The 20,238-nt window shown below is 46.6% G+C and carries 22 protein-coding genes, 1 tRNA gene and 1 pseudogene; 8 read left to right on the forward strand and 16 right to left on the reverse strand.

What is annotated here, in order from left to right:
• Nucleotides 1–54: 54 nt before the first annotated feature.
• The 7 genes and pseudogenes from JUF10_RS02670 to JUF10_RS14185 form a co-directional block, all read right to left on the reverse strand.
• Nucleotides 55–2,379 (reverse strand): phage/plasmid primase, P4 family, encoded by a 2,325-nt coding sequence (locus JUF10_RS02670; protein ID WP_203640711.1) that lies wholly within the window; start codon nucleotides 2,377–2,379, stop codon nucleotides 55–57.
• A gap of 12 nt (nucleotides 2,380–2,391) precedes the next feature.
• Nucleotides 2,392–2,988: a DUF669 domain-containing protein gene (locus JUF10_RS02675; RefSeq protein ID WP_203640712.1), complete on the reverse strand. Its 597-nt coding sequence runs from the start codon at nucleotides 2,986–2,988 to the stop codon at nucleotides 2,392–2,394.
• A 1-nt stretch (nucleotide 2,989) separates the two neighbouring features.
• Nucleotides 2,990–3,163, reverse strand: coding sequence for a hypothetical protein (locus JUF10_RS02680; RefSeq protein ID WP_203640713.1), 174 nt, complete (start codon nucleotides 3,161–3,163; stop codon nucleotides 2,990–2,992).
• Between the two features lie 11 nt (nucleotides 3,164–3,174).
• Nucleotides 3,175–4,530, reverse strand: a pseudogene (locus JUF10_RS02685) (DEAD/DEAH box helicase).
• On the reverse strand, nucleotides 4,460–5,233 hold the full coding sequence (locus JUF10_RS02690) for an AAA family ATPase (protein WP_203640714.1): 774 nt from the start codon (nucleotides 5,231–5,233) through the stop codon (nucleotides 4,460–4,462). The pseudogene JUF10_RS02685 and the gene JUF10_RS02690 overlap by 71 nt, the downstream one beginning before the upstream one ends.
• A 2-nt stretch (nucleotides 5,234–5,235) precedes the next feature.
• Nucleotides 5,236–6,093, reverse strand: coding sequence for a DUF1351 domain-containing protein (locus JUF10_RS02695; RefSeq protein ID WP_203640715.1), 858 nt, complete (start codon nucleotides 6,091–6,093; stop codon nucleotides 5,236–5,238).
• Nucleotides 6,078–6,206: a hypothetical protein gene (locus tag JUF10_RS14185; RefSeq protein WP_258115617.1), complete on the reverse strand. Its 129-nt coding sequence runs from the start codon at nucleotides 6,204–6,206 to the stop codon at nucleotides 6,078–6,080. Before JUF10_RS14185 ends, JUF10_RS02695 begins: the two co-directional genes overlap by 16 nt.
• 213 nt (nucleotides 6,207–6,419) lie before the next feature.
• Between JUF10_RS14185 and JUF10_RS02700 the strand changes: the two genes are divergently transcribed.
• A complete protein-coding gene (locus tag JUF10_RS02700) occupies nucleotides 6,420–7,097 on the forward strand; it encodes a hypothetical protein (protein WP_203640716.1) in 678 nt (225 codons plus the stop codon).
• A gap of 167 nt (nucleotides 7,098–7,264) precedes the next feature.
• Here the strand turns inward: JUF10_RS02700 and JUF10_RS02705 are convergent, their stop codons facing one another.
• The 4 genes from JUF10_RS02705 to JUF10_RS02725 form a co-directional block, all read right to left on the reverse strand.
• The gene (locus tag JUF10_RS02705; RefSeq protein ID WP_203640717.1) at nucleotides 7,265–7,402 is read right to left on the reverse strand and encodes a hypothetical protein; all 138 of its coding nucleotides are present in this window, start codon (nucleotides 7,400–7,402) and stop codon (nucleotides 7,265–7,267) included.
• A gap of 125 nt (nucleotides 7,403–7,527) precedes the next feature.
• A complete protein-coding gene (locus JUF10_RS02710; protein ID WP_203640718.1) occupies nucleotides 7,528–7,794 on the reverse strand; it encodes a hypothetical protein in 267 nt (88 codons plus the stop codon).
• Between the two features lie 96 nt (nucleotides 7,795–7,890).
• Entirely contained in the window at nucleotides 7,891–8,640 is a 750-nt protein-coding gene (locus tag JUF10_RS14060; RefSeq protein ID WP_236008142.1) for a Rha family transcriptional regulator, read from the reverse strand.
• 11 nt (nucleotides 8,641–8,651) lie between these two features.
• Nucleotides 8,652–8,861, reverse strand: a complete 210-nt coding sequence (locus tag JUF10_RS02725; protein ID WP_203640719.1) for a helix-turn-helix domain-containing protein — start codon at nucleotides 8,859–8,861, stop codon at nucleotides 8,652–8,654.
• 247 nt (nucleotides 8,862–9,108) lie between these two features.
• Between JUF10_RS02725 and JUF10_RS02730 the strand changes: the two genes are divergently transcribed.
• The 4 genes from JUF10_RS02730 to JUF10_RS02745 all read left to right on the forward strand — a co-directional run bounded on the left by JUF10_RS02730 (nucleotide 9,109) and on the right by JUF10_RS02745 (nucleotide 12,153).
• Entirely contained in the window at nucleotides 9,109–9,423 is a 315-nt protein-coding gene (locus tag JUF10_RS02730) for a helix-turn-helix domain-containing protein (RefSeq protein WP_203640720.1), read from the forward strand.
• Nucleotides 9,424–9,425: 2 nt separating this feature from the next.
• A complete protein-coding gene (locus JUF10_RS02735) occupies nucleotides 9,426–9,839 on the forward strand; it encodes an ImmA/IrrE family metallo-endopeptidase (protein ID WP_203640721.1) in 414 nt (137 codons plus the stop codon).
• Between the two features lie 69 nt (nucleotides 9,840–9,908).
• Nucleotides 9,909–10,751: an SHOCT domain-containing protein gene (locus JUF10_RS02740; RefSeq protein ID WP_203640722.1), complete on the forward strand. Its 843-nt coding sequence runs from the start codon at nucleotides 9,909–9,911 to the stop codon at nucleotides 10,749–10,751.
• Between the two features lie 208 nt (nucleotides 10,752–10,959).
• The gene (locus tag JUF10_RS02745; RefSeq protein WP_203640723.1) at nucleotides 10,960–12,153 is read left to right on the forward strand and encodes a site-specific integrase; all 1,194 of its coding nucleotides are present in this window, start codon (nucleotides 10,960–10,962) and stop codon (nucleotides 12,151–12,153) included.
• Nucleotides 12,154–12,274: 121 nt separating this feature from the next.
• Here JUF10_RS02745 and JUF10_RS02750 read toward each other — a convergent pair.
• The 3 genes from JUF10_RS02750 to JUF10_RS02760 form a co-directional block, all read right to left on the reverse strand.
• A tRNA-Arg gene (locus tag JUF10_RS02750) sits at nucleotides 12,275–12,347 on the reverse strand.
• Nucleotides 12,348–12,400: 53 nt separating this feature from the next.
• Entirely contained in the window at nucleotides 12,401–13,762 is a 1,362-nt protein-coding gene (locus tag JUF10_RS02755) for a DEAD/DEAH box helicase (RefSeq protein WP_203640724.1), read from the reverse strand.
• Between the two features lie 15 nt (nucleotides 13,763–13,777).
• A complete protein-coding gene (locus JUF10_RS02760) occupies nucleotides 13,778–14,779 on the reverse strand; it encodes a Gfo/Idh/MocA family protein (protein WP_203640725.1) in 1,002 nt (333 codons plus the stop codon).
• Nucleotides 14,780–15,113: 334 nt separating this feature from the next.
• Between JUF10_RS02760 and JUF10_RS02765 the strand changes: the two genes are divergently transcribed.
• Nucleotides 15,114–15,485: a DUF4828 domain-containing protein gene (locus JUF10_RS02765; protein ID WP_203640726.1), complete on the forward strand. Its 372-nt coding sequence runs from the start codon at nucleotides 15,114–15,116 to the stop codon at nucleotides 15,483–15,485.
• A gap of 244 nt (nucleotides 15,486–15,729) precedes the next feature.
• Here the strand turns inward: JUF10_RS02765 and JUF10_RS02770 are convergent, their stop codons facing one another.
• Both JUF10_RS02770 and JUF10_RS02775 read right to left on the reverse strand, forming a co-directional pair.
• Entirely contained in the window at nucleotides 15,730–16,488 is a 759-nt protein-coding gene (locus JUF10_RS02770) for a GH25 family lysozyme (protein WP_203641079.1), read from the reverse strand.
• Between the two features lie 81 nt (nucleotides 16,489–16,569).
• Entirely contained in the window at nucleotides 16,570–17,430 is an 861-nt protein-coding gene (locus JUF10_RS02775; RefSeq protein ID WP_203641080.1) for a MurR/RpiR family transcriptional regulator, read from the reverse strand.
• Between the two features lie 148 nt (nucleotides 17,431–17,578).
• Here JUF10_RS02775 and gnd point away from each other — a divergent pair, with 148 nt between their 5' ends.
• On the forward strand, nucleotides 17,579–18,484 hold the full coding sequence (gene gnd / locus JUF10_RS02780) for a phosphogluconate dehydrogenase (NAD(+)-dependent, decarboxylating) (RefSeq protein ID WP_203640727.1): 906 nt from the start codon (nucleotides 17,579–17,581) through the stop codon (nucleotides 18,482–18,484).
• 49 nt (nucleotides 18,485–18,533) lie between these two features.
• Complete coding sequence (gntK, locus tag JUF10_RS02785) at nucleotides 18,534–20,084, forward strand: gluconokinase (protein ID WP_203640728.1); 1,551 nt, start codon at nucleotides 18,534–18,536, stop codon at nucleotides 20,082–20,084.
• Nucleotides 20,085–20,238: the final 154 nt, after the last annotated feature.

Here is a 20,238-nt window from a genome sequence, read left to right on the forward strand (position 1 = left end):
GGACAAGGGGTTCGAGTGCCTACACATGGCTACACAACCCTACATACCCTACATTCATCGTTTTCGGGGATGGCTAGTTACTATATCAAACGGTTTTATGAAAGCTTTTAAGCTAACTCCGACGTAGTAAACGCCCTGTGAATCACGTTTCTTGGTATATTTGTCAGCCATCTCCTTGCCAAACTTAGTCGAATTCATCAAGTACTGAGAATTATCATCAGCCCAAGATTTATAGCGTCGATACAGCTCGGAAGCCCGCGCCATCTCTCCTTTACCAACCACACAGCATTCTTCCATGAACTCGGTCGTTACATCCATTTCGTTTCGGTAACTTTGGCTAGCCTGAACCACACTCTCTGGCGGTTTCAATCCCTCGCGTTGCCACTTAAGCGCACCTTCGACAGCCCAGTTAAGAATGCCGACCTCTTCGCGCTGTAACTTGTACTTGAGATCTTTGTCCACTCGGTTGTCCGGAATCTTAACTGCGAATGGCACCAGCATGAGTCGCCGCCAGATACCATCATCAGTTCCCCGAATGATTGGCTTGTGGTTGGTCGCCAGCCATAGTTTGAACTCTGGCTTGAACTCAAATTCTTTCCCGTAAAGGTAACGGGCCGTCACGGTGTCACCACCAGTCAGTTGCTTCACTAACCCTTCATCCAATCGCAACCCATCATTAGGTTCACTAGATGTGACTAGCCGGGCTCCTTCAAGTCGGGCAATGTCAGAGTTAGCAGCGGAACTATTATTCTTGACCATGATTGAATCGGCCTGCATCGACCGGGCGTAGTTGCCCAGTGTATCTGCAATGGTATCAATAAAAATTGACTTACCGTTACGGCCGTTCCCATAAAGAATGAACATGACTTGCTCTTTTGTGGAACCAGTAAGCGAGTAGCCTACCGCCTTCTGCACATAGTCAATCAGCTCCGAATCACTGTCGAAAATCTGGTCAAGAAATTGTGTCCACTCCGGTGCGTCAATCGTATCGGTATACTCTACCGCCGCCTGTCGTGAGAATAGCTTCTTGATATCGTGATCCTTCAAAATCCCACTTGATAGGTCCACATAACCATTGGCTACGTTGAGAAGCGTCTTGTCACTATCAAACTCACCGTGGAGAACAGGAACCCGGTGCTTCAGCTCTTCCATCATGGCTTTCTTACCCGCATTAGAACGAGACTTCTTGATGTGCGTTTGAAACTTCTTCTCCGCATCTTTCTCAGTTAATCCACTGTCAGGTGGTACAACTAAATTTTCGTGCTTAAGGTCATCAACTACCCTGTCCACCAAGCTGTGGACTTGCCCAGTCTCATCGGTTGCCCAGTAACTCCCGTTGTAGACTACCCACGTCTTATCTGTGAAGGAATACTTGATGAGTTCGCCATATCGGTCCATAAAGCGATCTGCATTCCCCGTGTCGTCCCAGCTACGGGGCGGTGCATCCTTCTTCATTTCTGCCTGGTTAGCAAATTCAAAATCATATTTGAGTGGTGCCTTACCACGATTGAAAACGTCTCGCGTTTCGTTAATCGCCTTGTTCAGAGTGGCAACCCCATAGGTCGTCTTACCATGCTTCTCATCCCACTTGTCTCGGAGTAGGCTAGACTGCCGGAAAATACTATCCATCTTCGCGAAGTCCCGGCCTGTCCAAAAGGCTAGGTCGTTAGCAAACGCTAGGTCTGCTTCGGATTGTGACGTATAGAATTGCTCCCAGCCACCTTCCATGAAAAGTTTGAATCGCTGACCTGTTTGGGACGCCTCGGCTCGTGCGATGACTTCCGTTTCAGACAGGTCATTCATTTGTGGAAGCTGGTTGTTCGGCATTGCTACCACATTAGTGGGCTTTAGGTACCGGTCATACAGTAGCTTAATCAGCTTGGGTTCTGGCTGGTTGATACCGTCATGTGGTCCAATCTGGTTACCCGTCATGGCAAAGAACCTGCCAGAAGTGTACATTTCTACATTTCCTGACCGCCGCCGGTCACCAGGAATCTCGCCCTTAATGATGATGTGGATGCCAGTCCCAGATACGCTAGTTTCGGCGTAAGACTTGGTGATAGTTAGGAAGTGCTGAACCTCGTTATCATCCGTCTCGCCACGTTGCCAACGCTCTAGGTCTTGTTCCAAGTGATCAACATCGATTCCCACATAGGGAGGCTGGAAGTAAAATCCCAATCCGTCCATGCCGTAGTCACCCATTGCTTGCAACGCTGTATCGAAATCCGACCATGTAGACGGGTCGTTGGACTTCCCATCCCCACCGTTGTATGGATTCTTAGGGTACTTGGCATACTTGTTCTTCTCTGGTTGCCATTTGAGTTTGTAAAGCCCCCACCTTTTTAGGGACTTGAGTTCCTCGGGAATTCGTTCATACATCAGCACTCCTCCTTAGAAGGGCAAATCGTCGTCAGGAATATCAATCGAATCGCCAGTATTAGCGAATGGGTCACTAGTATTCGTAGCGGGTGGTGGCGTTGGTTTTCCTGCTGTAGGTCCACTCTTCTTATCCTTGTACGTATGCTGTACTTGAGGGAATTGCGTAACCTCAAAGTTCCATGGAGCGACCCGATTGACCGTGGTCGTGGTGCCGTTGTACGTGTTATCTTCTTGTTTGACGAACACTCGCACTGCTGCACCGCTGATGAGCTTGATAAAGTCATCTACCGTGTGTAGTGGCGTATTTTCCGGCACTCCCGCCGCTTGCAGAATGTACTGGAATCCATCTAGGTCGTACTGGTTGGTTGCCTTACGCTTCCAGTTATCCACGAAGATGTGACGGTTGTGAAACTTGGCATTGGTTTCAGCCAAATCTGGCACTTTGTCCAAGTCATTCCGCACTAGCAAATCAATCTGCAAAGTTTCCGCCCCGTTCTTAGTGGCGTCTTCCTTCGCATTGTTGATGATCATTTCGTAGTTGCCTGCGGGAAGTGCATCATAGTCGCCACCCGTGTTATTTGAGTAATCCGTGTTCATAAAATCTGCCATATTATTTTTCCTCCTTAAGTGCATTCTCTAAAAGTTGAAGTGATTCATTTAGCTTCGAAACATCTCTCTCCGTCATCACTTGGCCAACATTGAGTCGTTCAATCTTTGAAGCCAGTAGCAGCATTGCAACGCCCACAACATCGATTCTTAAGTGGGCAATTGTGTTTTTCTGCATCGTGTATCCTCCTAGTTTTTAATTAATCCTCTTTGCTTAGCTTGGAACCATGCCCAGCCTGGCTTATAACCCCGGGCTTTCGCAATTCCCCGCAAGTCTTCCATGGTCTGCGCCTCACTGGGCTTCATTCGACCATACCGGACCGAATTGTACTCGGCCTTCATATCGAGCCGACCATGAATCTGTTCAAGCTTCACTTCATGGTCAACCTCCATCTCTGTTTCCGTCCGCTGGATAGCTTTTCCACACACCGGACAGACTGTGGACGAAGCTGGAATCACCGCGTAACAGAACTCACAGGTTCTGATTGGTGGGGCATCACTCGTCTTGCTTTTACGTTTCTTTCGGTCGTCAAGCGTCCAAGTGTGATCATCATCTGGTAGCCCGAACCGCGAGTAATTTGCAACGTGATCAATGATGGTCGCCGTCTTGTTCGGTCGGTAGCGCATTGACCGCATCGACTGCTGAATATAGAGCACCAGTGACTCGGTTGGTCGGAGCATGATAACCACCGAACAGTCAGGAACGTTGAAGCCTTCACTGATCAGGTCTACATTGCAGAGAACCTTGAGCTCACCAGACTTAAAATCAGCCATAATTTTCTCTCGCTCTGCTGCGGGTGTTTTAGCATCGGCATGTTCAGCACCAATACCAGCCCTTCTAAAGGCTTCCGCCACTTCCTTGGAAAACTCTACCGAGTGAGCGTAAACGATAGCCTGCTGGCCCGCTGCCTTCTCCTGATAGGTCTTAACAACATCCCCAAAGATAGTCCGGCCCACCGCATCATCAATCGACTTGTTGGTGTAGTCACCGGTACTCGACTTCTTCAACTTTTCATCATTGACCAGCTTCACCGAGAAGTACTTGTAGGGGGCCAGATAGTGATTCTCAATCAGCCAATCAATTGACGGGCCTAGAACCATATCATCGTAAACATCATGCAAGCCTTTACCGTTTAGACGCCACGGCGTTGCAGTAAAGCCTAGTCGTGGCACCCCCGCATAGTAGTCATAAATCTTTCGGTAGGTCTTAGCTAGAGAATGATGCGATTCATCAGTGATTATCAGCGCCGGCCGTGGGAGAATCCTTAATCGGTTAGCAATTTTACCAACCGTCAGAATCGTGCATCGAGTGAGATCAACCTCATTCTCTCGGAACGAATTAGTTATCTGCTCAACTAGTTCCTTACGGTGGACCATAAACATCACTGAACCGCCCTTACTTACCGTTAGCCGCGCTATTTCTGCAATGATAACCGATTTACCGGACCCGGCCGGACTTTGCAGTAACACTTATTTATTGCCCTTTGCTAGTGCCTGTCGTGCCTGATTGACTAGCTTTGTCTGGTACGGATGGAGTTGATACATTCACATCACCACCAATCTCAGTAAAGAGTGTCTCAGGTAGTGCAAACTGCCGGTCGTCTAACTGATTCTTAGCGAAGGCGGCGTTTGACGGTTTGAGAATAAATCCCCGGGCACCCGTCTTATCAGAAATAACCATGCGACCAACTACATTCATCAATCCCATCACGTTAGTCACTAACTTCTCCCGCATTTGCGGCACGAACTGGTTGTAAGTCTGACCGGTCGGCGTATCAATTTGTCGGGTAGTTTCCCAAGCCGTATAGACCTTGTTGACTCCCGGCCATGAATTGATGAACCGAATCATATCAGGTAGATAGAAGCCAAACTGATTGTAGTCATTCATTTGGGGGATACCCATATCGGCACCCGACTTGGTTTTAGCTTCATTGGCTTTTTCGCCTAGCCATGCTTGCTCAAACTCGCTGATATTGTCGAACGCGATGTTATCGTAATTGCTGAGCTGCGTCTTATAGATTTCGCCAAGCAAACTGCGGGCCCCTTCTAGCGGGTGCTTCGTGTCCAGCTTAACCACATCAACATTGGGTACCCCTGCTAAAACATTGGTCGTTCGATCAACATCAATGACTAGTGTTCGACCGGGGAGATAACGTAGTGTGGAAGTCTTACCCACACCAGGTTGCGCATAAATCAGCACTGAGAAATCTTCACCGCGTTTAATATCAGTTGCGTGTTGGATTTCCACGGCTATCCCTCCCGTTCATACTTGATACTCTCAGAATCCATATAACTCTTGAGCAACTTCATCTGTGGAATGGTAGCTGTAATCTTCAGCACAACGGCTCGTGAGACCACTTCGCCAGTGTTGGTATCAACTACCGTGTCCCCCTTAGCTTGCTGGTGGGTGCGTTCCTCAGCGGCCTTGGCTTCCAGCTTACGTTGCTTCTCGGCTTGCCGCTCTACTTGGTTGTCGATAGCTCTCATCAGGTATTCAACGTCTTGTCCCTGTTTCACTTGGTCAACCCAACCTGCCGGGTCAACTTTCTGAATTTCGGCATACTTGGTGATGGTTGAGCAGTCGGCTGCTAGTTGGTCAGCATGTTTTTTCATCAGCGTCATGGTGCCGGCAATGCCTTCCACAATCTGCTTCTTGGTAGCTGACTTATTTAGCCATGATGGTTCGATATCAACCGACTCAGCTTCCACACCATAGTTGGGAGCCATTTCAGCAATCAACCCTTCAACCCGTTCTTGCTTAGCCGCCCGCTCTTGGGCAACGACTTCACGAATCTTTGTATCGAGTGGTGAGATTACTGAATCAATCTGCTCCTTGAACAAATTCATTTGAGCATCAAACGTCTTGACCGGTTCCGCGTACTGCCGCTTGATAGTTAAACGCTTTTCATCAATCGCCTTAGACACTTTGTTCAGTTCGGCCCGCATGTTTTTAACGTCTTTGACGTTGTCCACAGTAACCACAAAATCTTGGTTGTACTTGGAGACAATTGCCGTAACCGCCTGTTGGACCTGATCTAAGTTGTTGATTGTGATTGGCATTGGCTTTACGTCAATTACCGGTTCAACGATTGCTAGTTCGTTAGCCATACATGTTCCTCCTTCGAATACTTTTCGTATTGCTGAAACCGGTAAGCGGCTAAGTTCTCATACCCGACTGGGGTTCTTAAGAATTTCTGGTACCAGTATTCACTTTTCTTCATTGAAAAATACCTCGCTTTCGATTACGATAGTGATAAATAAATGTTTTTCTCAGGCTCGCTAGCGGTGCAACGCTAACGGGCTTTTTCTTCGTCTGTGGATTGAACGCTTGGAGTGCAATTATCCACAAATGTTTCGTTAAAATTGTGATATTAATTTTCCTCATTTCTCTTGTGATATACTTCTCGTAAACATAGTATGGAGTGATTAGTAGCATGAAAATCAGTTTACTCAGCCTGATAATTGCAACAATTGCAGCAACAATTGCAATTCTTTCATATCTCAGAGACAGTCCCGTTCCAATCGTTCTAAGCACCCACATTGATAAAGTTCCAAAACATGGATTATTTTCGTACAGAGCATCTCGCATCAATAGCGGTGATTCTTTCTTTTTCTTCGATTCAGGAATACTTGTCCAGCTTAAAGTTGTTAACCCATCCTCGAAGGCAATTAATATATATGACCTAGGTGTTAATCAGAAATTTTCTTCAGCACTTTTTTCTCCACTGCTAACCTCCAATGCTGGAAATGCTCAAAAAGATAAACTATATCTTGCTTTGAGCAAGAATGACCTTGAACAATCAAAATTACTGTCTCTACCTTTGTATGAAAATGCAGATTTTGTCGTACCAGCGTATGGCGTAATTGATGTCAAGGTCTTCTTTCAGGTATCTGACTGGAACAAACTGAACAGCGTTTCACCTTTATCTATCCACTGGAAGTATGCAAAACGTAGATTGCTGTGGCCAGTAATGAAGTTGTTCCGGAAAGATTTTATGAAAAGTGCTGAATTCAAATTCTTACCTAGTGATTGTTTTCTTGAAAAACCAGAATTGCTACAACCAGAGAAATTATTGACACAATCAATGCTAGATATTCTATCAAGTGATTAGCCCCTTCCGTTTTTTTGAACTCTAACGTAACAATTCATAAAGCTTCGTGATGGTTGCAGCCATCTCGGGGCTTTTATTTTCGGTCTTAATCAACGAAACCAAGTAGTCTCTAACAATGTGCTGTAATTCAAAATCCATTGTTTTCGCCACCTTTCATCACCAACAAGTTAGGATTTGATAACTGGTTCAAACTCTTTGATCTTATTAATGGTTTCATCTAGCTGCTTTGTTTGCTCTTCAGCAAGAATGAGCAGCTTTTTCAACTCATCCAAGTTTCTAATTGTAAACTTAAGCTTAGGCTCCATTATTTTCGCCACCTTTCATATCCGACTCTCAGCAAGCCGCCTAGTCCGAACACTGCTACAAAAATTAGTACTGCTTCCAATGCGTAGCCTCCAATCTTTCTTAACCATCACTACCCGCCTAGGTATTAGTTGCTTGTTTGCTGATGGTCAAGAAACCATTGATGTACTGCTGGTGCATAATACTTTCGGTTGTTGCCCTGCTGCACGAATGGAAAATCCGGCTGGTACAGATAGTATTTGTCGGCCGTATCTGGCTTGATGCCAAACTCCGGGTACAAATCCTTGCGATCAAGAAGTTTCGTGCTGACAGTTACTTCCTTCCGACCGTCTTCAACACCTTTCAGGTAAGCCTGTTTGAATAGAGCGGCTAGCCCTTGGACTAAGTCATTCATAGTTCAACACCTCCTAGTCGAAAAGTTCGTTGCCATAGTGACCGACTAGCCAGCCGATGAGCATGACCAAGGCGAATCTCATTAGTATTACCATGACTATGCCTCCTGAGTGATTTGCTCGACTTTGGGAACGATACCCTTTGACTTAAGAAAGTCGTACAAGAATCTCTGCCCAGCCTGTGTCCACTTCATCGTGTTTCTGACTTGTTCTAACCCGTGACTATCCTTGTACGGAAATGGTTCGATGTGGGTATACCCCTTGTCTTGGTATGTCGCGTACAGTAGCCACGTCTTACCTTGCTTATACTGGATACCCAGTCCGTGGAGTAGCTTATTGAATTCTCGCGTTGAGTAGCCGTAGTTCTTAGCAATAACTGAAGTTGCTTCCAACCCCGGATTAGCAAGCATCTGGTCGGTATAGTCTGCTTTAGGCTTCATGATGGTGATTTGCTCTGCTTGATCAGCTGCCATTCGTAAAGCCTCAGGTAAGGTTGTTGGAACCTCGAACCGGTTGACTTGCTTCTCCATTTCATTGAATGCTTGAATATATTTAAGTTTGAACTCCAATGCTTTCGATCCGGTGAACCCCATTGCTAACAGTGTGAAGCCATCGCGATTCATGTAAACGACTGGGTACTTCTGTTCATTTTGTGGATGAACATACATTGAATGGGAAAACATTGGTGAGTCCATGAGGGTCTGTCCAGAATTGGACACCCCCTCTGATTTTGAAATTAATAAATCAATGTCACGTAAAACGTGCTGATGGTTCTTACCAAACGTCTTTGCTACTTGTAGGCTACTAGTGACTGCTTGCTGATTTTTCATAATTACTAAATCATTCATCTTCTAACCCCCTATTCTTTGATGTCTAAGACTCGATAAATCTTTTGCCGAATCTCTTTAGACTTTGGCTGCATGTCACCGTGAATGGCTCGGCTTAATTGCTGGGGCCCTTCGCCGATAAGGCTTGCTAGTTCAACTTGACTCATATGTTTCTTAAACAAGGCAATCTTAATTTGCGTGTAAATCGCTTCAACGCCATCTACTAAATTTTGCTCTGTCACTTTCACTCACTTCCTTAACGTTATTTATTCATCAAGTTATTGCATTATTTTAGACAATCGTCTATAATAAGTGCATACGAAATAAGCATTTAAAAACTATCTTATCAATCATCACCCGCCAAAGTGTTCGTGGTAAGCATTCGTTTTTGATTGCTTAATTACTTGATGAATTCATAATAAGACAATTGGCTAAATAAATCAAGCTAATTATCTAAATTTAATTTGTCATGTTAGGGAGAATACTGATATGACGCTGTTAGAAAGAGTTAAAACTTTAGCGAAGGAACAAGGAATCAGCCTTTTAAGGCTAAACGATACTGCTCACTTAGGTAAAAATGCCATTTACAAATGGAAGAATCAGACCCCAAGTACTGAAAATCTACAAAAAGTTGCCGATGTACTCCATGTTTCTGTAGACTACTTGCTTGGAAACACTGAGGAACGTAACGAATCTAAAAAGTCTGTCGACCTGAACGATGACGACGCCTTCCTTACGTTTGAGGGTCGACCGATTCCCGAAGAAGACCGAGAACTAATAAAACGACTACTGCGAGGTAAGTGATTATGGATAATATCATGACAGAACTAATAAACTACGCTATGTGGGAGAAACACATAACGGTCAAACTGTCCTCTGAACTGTCACCATACACACCCTCTGTGGCTGATTCTGAAACACGGAGCATCCTGATTAATACTAACTGGCATCTTCCACAACAACTGCCTTTGCATTTAGCACATGAAATTGCTCATATCATTAATGGCGATCATGCTACCCATCCTCTATATTTCAGCCCACTGCAAGCTGACTACAAGATGGAATTGAATGCTAATCGGACTGCAATTAAAATGCTCATCCCCTATTACTTAGCCGACCGTGATAGGGAACACGTAAATGTAAACGAGTTCATGAATATTTTTGTTGTCCCCTCGCATCTTGAGAAAATGTGTCGCGAGGAACTGACCAAAGCTCTGTAGATTCTAGCCCAACATGCTGACGGCTCTAAAAGCTGCAAAATACATAACCCTATTCAGGAGGATTACACCATGAAGAAAAAAAGAGGTAGTATTTTAGGAAGTATTGCTGTTCTTTTGATTATTGATGTCGTTTTTCAAATCGTCTCATACCTGATTAACGGTAGCGGATCGAGTCTCGTTACGATTGTTGCCATCATAGCTGCATTCGCATACTGGTACTTCCCACAGATTCAAGGACTGTTGTTTAATCGTGAAGAAACGGTTGCAACGATGAAGGCAAATCAAGAAGCTGTGAAATCACTAAAGGATGAGGTGGTTAAGGAAAAGAAGATTACGTTCATATCTGGGAAAGAATTAGTAGACCCTAGCCATTCTTCCACTGGCAAAATATTTCAGCTAAACAATGATGAGGTCATCTTTACCTTGACCGATCCTACACATTTTGACTTGAACAATATCACCTTTGAGGGACCGCAATACCAGGAAGTAACTGAGACAACGGGTAACGGTCAAACTAAAAAGAAACGTCACGGATTAGCTGGCACAGTAATTGGAACTGCCATTGCCCCGGGAGTTGGTACTGTTGCCGGTGCGGTTGCTGGCCATGGTATGGGCAAGGATAAAACAAGCAGTAAAAGTCAGACGACAACTAAAACTGTTGAAGTGCCAGCTAATTTAACTCTTGTGCTTCACAACAAAAGTAATGACGACAACATCACTATTGGTCTTTCGGCACTTCAAAAAGACTACCAAGACTTTTTGAACTTTAAAACTACCAGTCCTGTTACCCATCATCATGAGCTAGATGACACCACAGTAGCTGAACTCAAGCGCCTCAAAGAACTACTCGAAACCGAAGTAATCTCCCAAGAAGAATTCGATAAAAAGAAAGCCCAGCTTCTCGATATTTAATTCAGAAAATAAAAAAGCGCATCCCCTCCCGCCAAGAAGTTGGATGCGCTCGCCAAAACATATAAGCCTGTGGACGAATCTACAAGCTGTTTTAAGAATACATAGCTGTACCCTTTTCATCAATTCTACAACTAAAGGAGGTGTTGCCACAACCTTAACCGTAAATCTACCCGCCTAGGTGAATTTATAAATTAAGGAGATAATCAAAATGGCAAGTTTTCAAAAGCGCGGTAAAACATGGACCGCAAAGATTAGCTACTATAAGGACGACGTTCGCGAATTCGTAACAAAGGGTGGCTTTCGAACTAAGAAAGAAGCCCAGTACTGGGCCAATGAGAATGAACTAGACATTTCAAATGGCAGTAATCTCAAGGGCGGTAAGCAACTATTCACCGACTACTTTTTGAATTGGTATGAAACGTATAAGAAGCCAATTCTGGCTAAATCAAGCCGACTACGCTACCAGTACACTATTGGTATCATCATGAACAACTTTGCAGGCAAACGGCTCGATGAAATCACTAGAAGTGAGTATCAGCAATTTCTAAACGAATACGCCAATCCCCTCTCAGTAGACGGCAAAGAAAAGAAGCAACGATCTTTAAGTAGTTCTGAAAAGGTTAACGTCCAAATTCGGGCATCCGTGCGCGATGCCGTTGAAGATGGCCTAATCAAGCGTGATTTCACTGCTCACACTAAGATAAGTGGCCGCCCGGAAAAACCTAAGGAGATGAAGTACCTAGACGCTGGTGACGCTGACAAGCTTACCCGAGCTCTAGAATCCGACATCAATATTGCCCACCTTACCAAACTCATGGCTCTAGTCTCCTTACAGACTGGAGCACGATTTAGTGAAGTCGCCGGCCTAACTTGGGACTGCTTTTCAGAGAAGTTCAACACGTTACGAATTAATAAGGCCTGGGATACCCTTGGTAAAAAGGACTTCACCGACACCAAGAATCCACAGTCGAAGCGAGTCATTAAAATCACGCCCCATATGAGTGAGATTCTACGAAACTACCACAAGCTCCAACTAATTAAGTTAGAAGAACTTGAAATCGATAACCCACTCAATTTAATTTTTCTGAGTCAAATCGGCAAGGTCCCTGACGATACTGCTGCTAATCAAACACTTCATCGGGTGCTAAAAACAATTGGTGCAAAAGATATTACATTCCATGGATTGCGGCATACCCACGCTTCATATTTAATTTATAAAGGTGTCTCAATCTACTATATTTCTGAACGACTGGGACATGCAAATTACTCAACAACTATTCGAGTGTATTCCCATATGATTCGAGAAATGGAAAAAGTCGAGGCTGACAAAACCCTTGTGGCTCTAAGCGAGATGGACCGTCCGGTGAACAAGTTGGCGAACAAAAGGGCTAAAAACGGGTGATGTTCACCAAATTGTTCACCAAAATCTCTATCTGTACCGTTTTCTAGCTATTTAGGAAAAGCAAAAACCGCTCCAAATCAACGATTTGAAACGGTTTAGGACGACACCAGTTTAAGAAATATGGCCCCACCCGGACTCGAACCGGGATCATTCGCTTAGGAGGCGAGTGCCCTATCCAGTTGTGCTATAGGGCCATAAAAAAAGATCCGCTTCCAATTTTCACACGGATCTTTCAAATTGTAAAGAGTTACTTCTGGTTCTGCTCATCGTGGTCCCGCCACTTCTTGCGCATCCCCTTGTTTTTCGTGTGCCGATTTTTATGTTTCTTTTTCTTGCTAGGATTGCTGACAACGGCCTTAGCTGGCTTAGCAGCCTTCTTCGTCGTTGGTTGATCAGTGGACTGTGACGCTACTGATGCGGTTGCCGATACGTCGGTCTTGGCAGTTTCTGCCGCACCAGCTTGGCTCTGCGCTTGTATTGCCACTGGCGCCTTAGCTGGTGCCGTTGGCCGTTCTGTCGTCAACGTCCGGCCGCTGAAGTAGACGGGCACTAAATCATAGTCCGTGTCCTTTAATAATTTCTTCAGGTCCCGCAAATCGTGGTCGTCACCCAAACTGATGACCTGACCTGGTTCACCCATCCGACCAGTCCGACCGACCCGGTGAACATATTCGTTCACGGAGCCAGGCAAATCATAGTTGATAACGGCTGGTAACTTGGGAATGTCCAAGCCCCGCGCCGCAACATCGGTGGTCAACAGCAAGCGAATACGGCCCAACCGGAAGTCCTGTAACGCCTTTTCCCGTTGCACCTGTCGCAAGTCACTGGTTAAGCTGGCCGCTGACATGTGTTCATGGTAGAAACGGGTCGCCGTTTGACGCAAGGTATTGGCTTGTTTGAAGAAGACCAACGCCCGGAAATTAGGCATCGCCAACATCCGCTTCAACATTTGGTCCCGTTTGCCCATTCCGACTTCAAGTAAACCATGACGAACGACCCCTTGTGTCTGGTCTTGTTGGCGAACGTCGATCCGTTCCACCGTTTGGCCAAACCACTGGTCGAGCTCGTGTAAGATTGGCGTGTCGGTGGCCGAGAAGAAGCCTAATTGCACTTCTGCTGGTGCGGCTTGGGCGATTGAGCGAACCGTATCCAACGTGTCCCCCGTTAACAAGTCGTCGGCTTCATCAATGATCAGTAGCGATACCAAGTGAAGCTTTAATTTCCGATCACTTACCAGGTTCAGAACCCGACCGGGCGTCCCCACGATGACTTCTGGCCGCTTCTTCAACCGTTCCGTCTGCCGTTTAACGTTGGCACCACCGGTCAGGGCAAGCACCTGTAAATCCAGTAATTTTGCCCAGTCACGCATGACCCGGCTGGTTTGAATCGCTAGTTCCTGTGAAGGTTCCAACACGATCAGTTGGGTCCCATCACCGGGTAAAAGGTTCGCCAAGGCGGGCAACGTAAACGCCACCGTCTTGCCGGAACCCGTTGGGGCTAGCCCCAAGACGTTGTGGTCACCGGCTAACGGTTCGTAGACCGCAGCTTGAATGGCCGTTTGTTCCGTGTAGCCCAAATCTTTAAAATGAGCTTCATATTGTTTTAACATACAGTTTCCTTTCTGTTAGTGCGCGTCGGCTGGAAAACTCAGGTTCGCCGAAACCCGCAAACTGTAAAGCACTTGATTGACGGTCAGACTCCACTGCAACCACCGTTGATAATCACGCACATTTTGCGGATCATCTGGTGCTTGCAAGACCCGGGCGAAGTCCATGACCTCTGGCAACATCGGATTAGCCAAGTCACCTTGACTCAGATCCGTTGCTTGGCCATCCGCAGCCCGTTGTTCAACGTGGGTCAGTTCCCCAGCGCTATCAATAGTGATGGTTTCCTTGAGACCATAAATTTCAGAGAGGCCGTACGCGTTACTGGTCTTACCGAAGCTGACGGTCACGTCGAAGTCGCCATACCGCAGAATTGCGACCCCTTTGCCATCCGCACCGGTCTCAACCAACGTGGGGAACAGGTCGACGTGACTTGGCTGACCAAACAAGGCCACGGCCACGTAAATGGGGTAAACGCCGACATCTTGTAAGGCCCCGGCGGAAAATTCCCGGGTGAAAATGTTTGGTCGGTCGCCGGCTAAGACCTTGTCGTAACGGGAAGAATACTTCATATAGGTGAAGCTAGCTCCCTGAACGGTCGGCAGTCCTGACAGTGCCGTCTCAATCGCCTTGAAGTTTGGCGTGTGCACGTGCCGCGCCGCCTCAAAGAATCGTACGGCCGGATGCTTAGCCAGTTCTGCCTTGAAGGCAATCATTTCTCGTTGGTTACTGAACGCTGGTTTTTCAACGATGACCGAGATGTCCTTAGCAATTGCGGCCATGGCTTGGTCAAAATGCAGACTGTTGGGCGAAGCAATGTAGACGGCATCCAAGTTGGCCTGCGCTAACATGTCATCATAGTCCGTGTAGCTCGCTTCGGCGTGGTTCTTGGTAGCAAATGCGTCCGCCGTCTCTGCGTGGCGTGAATAGATGGCGGCTAACGCGAACTGCTGCGACAAAGCCAACGCTTCAACCAGTTGCTGCGTGATCCAGTTAGTCCCTACCGTTCCAATTCGAATCATCATAATCCCTCCAGAATTGACTATTTCTTTTAGATGTTGTTAACCTTTTGCAGTGCCCCTGCCCTGTCGTGAAAACCAAGTCGCCGAAAGACAGGTCGTTCACCTAGCTGTGCTTCAATTTAGTCCCGTTGACCATTGCCAGAATGGTCTCATCACGGTGACCTGCTGAACTTATCCAGCCACAGAACTAGGTGTCTTTTTCTATTCTAACAGTCGGACCGGCGTCGCGATAGCTTTAGAATTAATTTTCCGCTAAACCGGGGTAATTGTTAAGGCATTCGCGGTTAAAAATGGTATATTGAAGATGGAAATCTATTCAAGGGAGGGATTACCGGTGAAAGGTCGGGAAATCGCACTGTTTGGCATTTCACTCGTTGCTGGCTTAACGGGTGGCTTTTCGTTACGGAAGAAAAAGCAGCCCCAGCCAAGCGAGTCACCGTTATTTTATGTGGGCACGTGGCAGTTTGTTGACCCCCACAATCAACGGCGTCACCGGTTAGAAATTAGTCCTAATCTTGACGTGCAAATCGATGATCACCAGTTACAGGTGCGGGTTCAGGACCTCAACGAGCAGCAGCTGACGTTTCAGGATAAATTTGGCTATCATTTGACGATTCACGCCAACGAGCGCCAACCAATTTCTTTCTTCGATGAAGCCGACGACTGCACCTACGCCGTCAAGCCACTGACTGACAAGGATGACTAGTTAGGGTCTCAGGCTCTAACTTTTTTATTGGATTAAATTGTTTTCTACCATTATCTACTTTGAAAACCTAGGAGCACGCGCAGTTTGCTAGCTGAATAGGCAATCAATGATCACCCGTAATTTTCTACATTTTCCCGATTACAGCTCAAACAAAAGGTTACCGCTCAAAATTATTCAGACAAAATAAGGTGTTACTGAAGAAGTCAACCTCTTCAGTAACACCTTTTTCATCTGTTTAATTAAATTATTCCGTATACTTCGTCCAGGCCTGATGCGTTCCGTTGAAAACAGAGACGGCCACCGCGTGTTCCTGACCATCCTGTGTAATTGAGGCGTTGGCATCGTATTCGATGAACCGAATTTGTGCGGCGTGCCCGACCAAGTGACCACCGGCGATCCAGTAGTCCTGTTGCGGGAGAACCGGCTTCACGAACTGGTTCAACACCTGACGATTGGCTAAAACGACGATTCCCTGCTGGTAATGTTGCTGGAGCAAGTCAACCAACCGTTTTAACTTCTGTCCCTGAGCCGCCATGGTCGTGTTGCCACTATTGTAATCGCCATAGTAACTCACATTGATGGCCAATGGCAACGACCCCGAGTCGGTTCCAACCGTTTCAACGACGTGTTCAAATTGGTGCTGCGCCGTCGTGGTAAAACTAAATGTGTGCATGACGCCAACCTTAATGTCGGCCCCCTGCGAACGCGAATAGTTATCGCTGAAGTCATCGTCCGTATAGGTCGCCCCGGAGGTTGCTTGCAGGTAAACGAACTGATGGTGCTTGGCTAACTGTTGAAAGTCGAGATAGCCGCTATCCTGGTTCACAATGACGCCACGGACCGGGTAGTTGGCCAATTGCTGTTTCTGGTGAGCTTGCCACTGGAACCAGCCAAAACCAGCTACCAGCAAGACGATAATCAGGGCGCATAAGGCCCACCACCGACGTCGATGATGCCGATGAAAGGTATTCTCATATATTGGTTGATAGTCGCTTCGTTTCACCGTCAATCACCGTTCCCCTAACCTGGCTCGCTCCCCGGCCTAGTCACCGGATAGCGGAATATTTCTATTATACCATGCCAATTAGGATTCGTGGCGGGTCTGTTCGATCACATTGCGGACCCGCGTCATGACCTTATCAGTCCGTGAAGAAATGCGCAAGATGGTCATCATAAAAAGACTGTCAAGGATCGTCAACTGCGAAATCAACGAGTACATCCCCTCTGACCGGTACTTCACTTCATCCGTCAATGAGAGGAAAGTCACGTCTGCAGCCTGGGCCAACGGCGATCCACTGTAACTAGTAATTGCTATAATGGTCACCCCACTGCGTTGAAGTTCCTTAACAATATGTAGCGTTTCGTGATTCCGACCTGAATGAGAAATCACAATCGCACAGTCTTCATCGGTCATTTTAGCCGCTTGCATCAACTGGATGTCATAATCCGGATGATACATGACGTTCAATGACGTCCGAATAAACTTGTGGTACCCGTCCAATGCCGCCACGGATGATCCCCCGAGACCAAAGAAGGCCACGTTACGGGAGTTGATCAATTTTAAGACCGCCCGGGCGAGATCTTTTTCGTTCAAAGCTTCATTCGTAGCGCGTAAGGAACTAATGGAGAAACCAAAAGTTTTGTTGGCAATCATGGCCAACGAATCCCCTTCTGCAAGTTCTGGAAACGAACTAGGCTGTTGTGGAGTCTCCTCGGTTGCCGTATGGGCCAATGCCATGGTAAACTCCCGGTAGTTAGCGTAGTTCATTCGTTTAACGAACCTTGAAATCGTGGCTGTCGACACCCCGGTGGCGCTAGCCAACTCCTTGATGGTCATTTCACTGACCAATGCTGGATTGTCTAATGCCAGCTGGGCCACCTTTTTTTCCGTGCGGGACAACTGATCATACGTTCCGCGAATCTTCCCCGTCGTTGAGCGTGCGATGGTCGCCGCCCCCCTTCCTCGATATTAATTTTAAAATTATTTCAGCTTTTGTAAACATTTTACATCATATGACTTGAAATGTGAAACTTTTTTACATATAATATTCCCTGTCAGAAAAATTTCGCATCTTGCAAAGGAGATTAATTTCATGAAACTCGGATTGATTGGATTAGGTAAAATGGGGCTTAGCCTTGCAGAAAACGCAATGGACCATAAGCACGAAATTGTTGGCTTTGACTTAAACAAGGACTTTGTCGACAAGGCTGTCGCTGCTGGTGCTGAAGGCGCTAACAGTTTGGAAGAAATGGTTGCTAAGTTACCTTCTCCTAAGATTGTTTGGGTAATGGTACCTGCCGGCAAGCCAACTGACTCAACGATCGAATCATTGAGCAACTTGTTAAGCAAGGGTGACATCTTAATCGATGGTGGGAACTCTTACTACAAGGACTCCTTACGTCACAACGAAATCCTTAAAGCCAAGGGCATCGACTTCTTTGACTGTGGGACTTCAGGTGGTATGGAAGGCGCACGTTCACACGGGAACTTCATGATCGGTGGAGACAACGCCGCTGCCTTCGAGAAACTTCGTCCATTGTACGACGATATTTCCGAAGCTGATGGTTACCTTTATACGGGTAAGGCCGGCTCAGGTCACTACTTGAAGATGGTCCACAACGGGATTGAATATGGTGAAATGCAAGCCATCGCTGAAGGTTTCGAAGTCCTCGAAGCTTCCAAGTTCGACTACGACAACGAAGCCGTTGCTAAGGTTTGGAGTCACGGTTCAGTTATCCGCGGTTGGCTCATGGAACTTGCTGAAGAAGCCTTCGCTGCTGACCCAGAATTAGACAAGATTGCTGGTCGGATGCATGCTTCTGGTGAAGGTCAATGGACTGTTCAAGAAGGTTTAGACAGCCACGTACCAACGCCAGTTATCGCTTTATCATTAATGATGCGTTACCGTTCTATGCAAGATGACACCTTTACTGGTAAAGTTGTTTCAGCTTTACGTAACGGTTTTGGTGGCCACGCCATGGACAAGGCTGACAAGTAAGCCTTTAAAAGAAACCACTTGTAACTCGTAACACGAAAGGAAGAGCATTATGGACTACATGATTGGGGTCGATATTGGGACGACCAGTGTCAAGACCGTACTTTACGATACTGCGGGTAAGATGCAAGGCTATTCAAACAACCTGTATCCCCTCTATCAAGATGTGCCCGACATGGCCGAAGAAGATCCAGATGAAATCTTCTCCGCCATTATCGATGGGATGACCACGGTAATGCGCAAAGCAGACTTGAAGAACGGCACGCTACACGGCGTTTCTTTCTCTGCTGCCATGCACAGCTTGATCTTATTAGATGATGATCATAAGCCTTTGACCCGAGCAATTACTTGGGCCGACAACCGGGCCGTTAAATACGCAGATGAATTGCGCGAAAACGGCGTCGGCAAACAACTTTACGAAAAGACTGGGACACCAATTCACCCAATGACGCCGTTGAGCAAATTGATCTGGTTACGCAACGAACAACCAGACCTGTTCAACCAAGCACGTTGGTTCGTTGGTATCAAGGAATATGTCATCTACAAGTTGTTTGGTGTCTTACAAGAAGACTACTCAATTGCCAACGCAACTGGGCTGTTCAACATCTTCAACATGGACTGGGATGACCAAGCCCTCGAAGTTGCTGGGATTACCCGTGACCAATTACCTAAGCTAGTTGACACCACTGACCAGATTACTGGGATGAAGGCCGACTATGCTGGTGTGATCGGCATGGACCCACAAACGCCATTTATCATGGGTGCCTCTGATGGTCCCCTGGCTAACTTGGGTGTCAACGCCATCGATCCTGGTGTCGTTGCCGTGACCATCGGAACTTCCGGTGCTGTCCGGGTCGTTACTGATAAGCCGAAGATTGATCCTAAGGGTCGGGTCTTCTGCTACTATCTGTCCAAAGATCACTGGGTCGTTGGTGGGCCGGTCAACAACGGTGGGATCGTCTTCCGTTGGGTCCGTGACCAACTCTTCGCTCCAGAAAAGCTGACGGCGGAACAAATGCAGATTGACTCCTACGATCTCTTAACTGAAATTGCAGCGAAGGTTCCTGCTGGTTCCGACGGTCTCATTTTCCACCCCTTCTTGGGTGGCGAACGGGCCCCAATCTGGGACGCTAATGCTCGTGGTTCCTTCTTTGGCTTGACCCGGACCCACTCTCGGGCTCACATGGTTCGTGCCGCACTTGAAGGAATCGTCTACAACCTGTACACCGTCATGTTGGCCCTCGAAGAAGTCGTTGGTAAGCCATCTAGTATCCAAGCAACCGGTGGGTTCGCCCGCTCTGCGCTTTGGCGTCAGATGTTAGCTGATATCTTCGAACAAGACGTCACGATTCCAGAGAGTCCCGAAGGAACTGCTCTGGGTGCCGCTACGTTAGGCATGTATGCCTTAGGAATGATCGATGACTTGTCCGCCGTGAAGAACTTCATCGGTGTCTCCAACGTCCACCACCCTAATCCAGAAACCTTCCCCGCATACCGGGCCTTGGTTCCAATCTACATTCGCCTAAGTCGGCAGTTACAATCTGAATACAAGAACATCGCTGAATATCAGCGTAAGTACGTTCACAAATCAGAGAAGAAATAGTTTTGCCAATTTAGTATTTTCAGAAAACTAACCCGATAAAATTATGGGTTTTGAAACTAAATTGTATACAAAACTTTACCAATCAAGTACAATGTGGTTAATCACATTGAAAAGCCAGTGTTTTCACGCTGGCTTTTCAAAATTTACTAAATGA

The sequence above is a fragment of the Levilactobacillus andaensis genome (assembly GCF_016861695.1).
Lineage (GTDB): Bacteria > Bacillota > Bacilli > Lactobacillales > Lactobacillaceae > Levilactobacillus > Levilactobacillus andaensis.

Excerpts from the sequence above, each read along its gene's own strand:
- JUF10_RS02670 (WP_203640711.1), bottom strand. The coding sequence starts at position 2,379 with ATGTATGAACGAATTCCCGAGGAACTCAAGTCCCTAAAAAGGTGGGGG.
- JUF10_RS02675 (WP_203640712.1), bottom strand. The coding sequence starts at position 2,988 with ATGGCAGATTTTATGAACACGGATTACTCAAATAACACGGGTGGCGAC.
- JUF10_RS02680 (WP_203640713.1), bottom strand. The coding sequence starts at position 3,163 with ATGCAGAAAAACACAATTGCCCACTTAAGAATCGATGTTGTGGGCGTT.
- JUF10_RS02695 (WP_203640715.1), bottom strand. The coding sequence starts at position 6,093 with ATGGCTAACGAACTAGCAATCGTTGAACCGGTAATTGACGTAAAGCCA.
- JUF10_RS14185 (WP_258115617.1), bottom strand. The coding sequence starts at position 6,206 with ATGAAGAAAAGTGAATACTGGTACCAGAAATTCTTAAGAACCCCAGTC.
- JUF10_RS02700 (WP_203640716.1), top strand. The coding sequence starts at position 6,420 with ATGAAAATCAGTTTACTCAGCCTGATAATTGCAACAATTGCAGCAACA.
- JUF10_RS02705 (WP_203640717.1), bottom strand. The coding sequence starts at position 7,402 with ATGGAGCCTAAGCTTAAGTTTACAATTAGAAACTTGGATGAGTTGAAA.
- JUF10_RS02710 (WP_203640718.1), bottom strand. The coding sequence starts at position 7,794 with ATGAATGACTTAGTCCAAGGGCTAGCCGCTCTATTCAAACAGGCTTAC.
- JUF10_RS14060 (WP_236008142.1), bottom strand. The coding sequence starts at position 8,640 with ATGAATGATTTAGTAATTATGAAAAATCAGCAAGCAGTCACTAGTAGC.
- JUF10_RS02730 (WP_203640720.1), top strand. The coding sequence starts at position 9,109 with ATGACGCTGTTAGAAAGAGTTAAAACTTTAGCGAAGGAACAAGGAATC.
- JUF10_RS02735 (WP_203640721.1), top strand. The coding sequence starts at position 9,426 with ATGGATAATATCATGACAGAACTAATAAACTACGCTATGTGGGAGAAA.
- JUF10_RS02740 (WP_203640722.1), top strand. The coding sequence starts at position 9,909 with ATGAAGAAAAAAAGAGGTAGTATTTTAGGAAGTATTGCTGTTCTTTTG.
- JUF10_RS02745 (WP_203640723.1), top strand. The coding sequence starts at position 10,960 with ATGGCAAGTTTTCAAAAGCGCGGTAAAACATGGACCGCAAAGATTAGC.
- JUF10_RS02755 (WP_203640724.1), bottom strand. The coding sequence starts at position 13,762 with ATGTTAAAACAATATGAAGCTCATTTTAAAGATTTGGGCTACACGGAA.
- JUF10_RS02760 (WP_203640725.1), bottom strand. The coding sequence starts at position 14,779 with ATGATTCGAATTGGAACGGTAGGGACTAACTGGATCACGCAGCAACTG.
- gnd (WP_203640727.1), top strand. The coding sequence starts at position 17,579 with ATGAAACTCGGATTGATTGGATTAGGTAAAATGGGGCTTAGCCTTGCA.
- gntK (WP_203640728.1), top strand. The coding sequence starts at position 18,534 with ATGGACTACATGATTGGGGTCGATATTGGGACGACCAGTGTCAAGACC.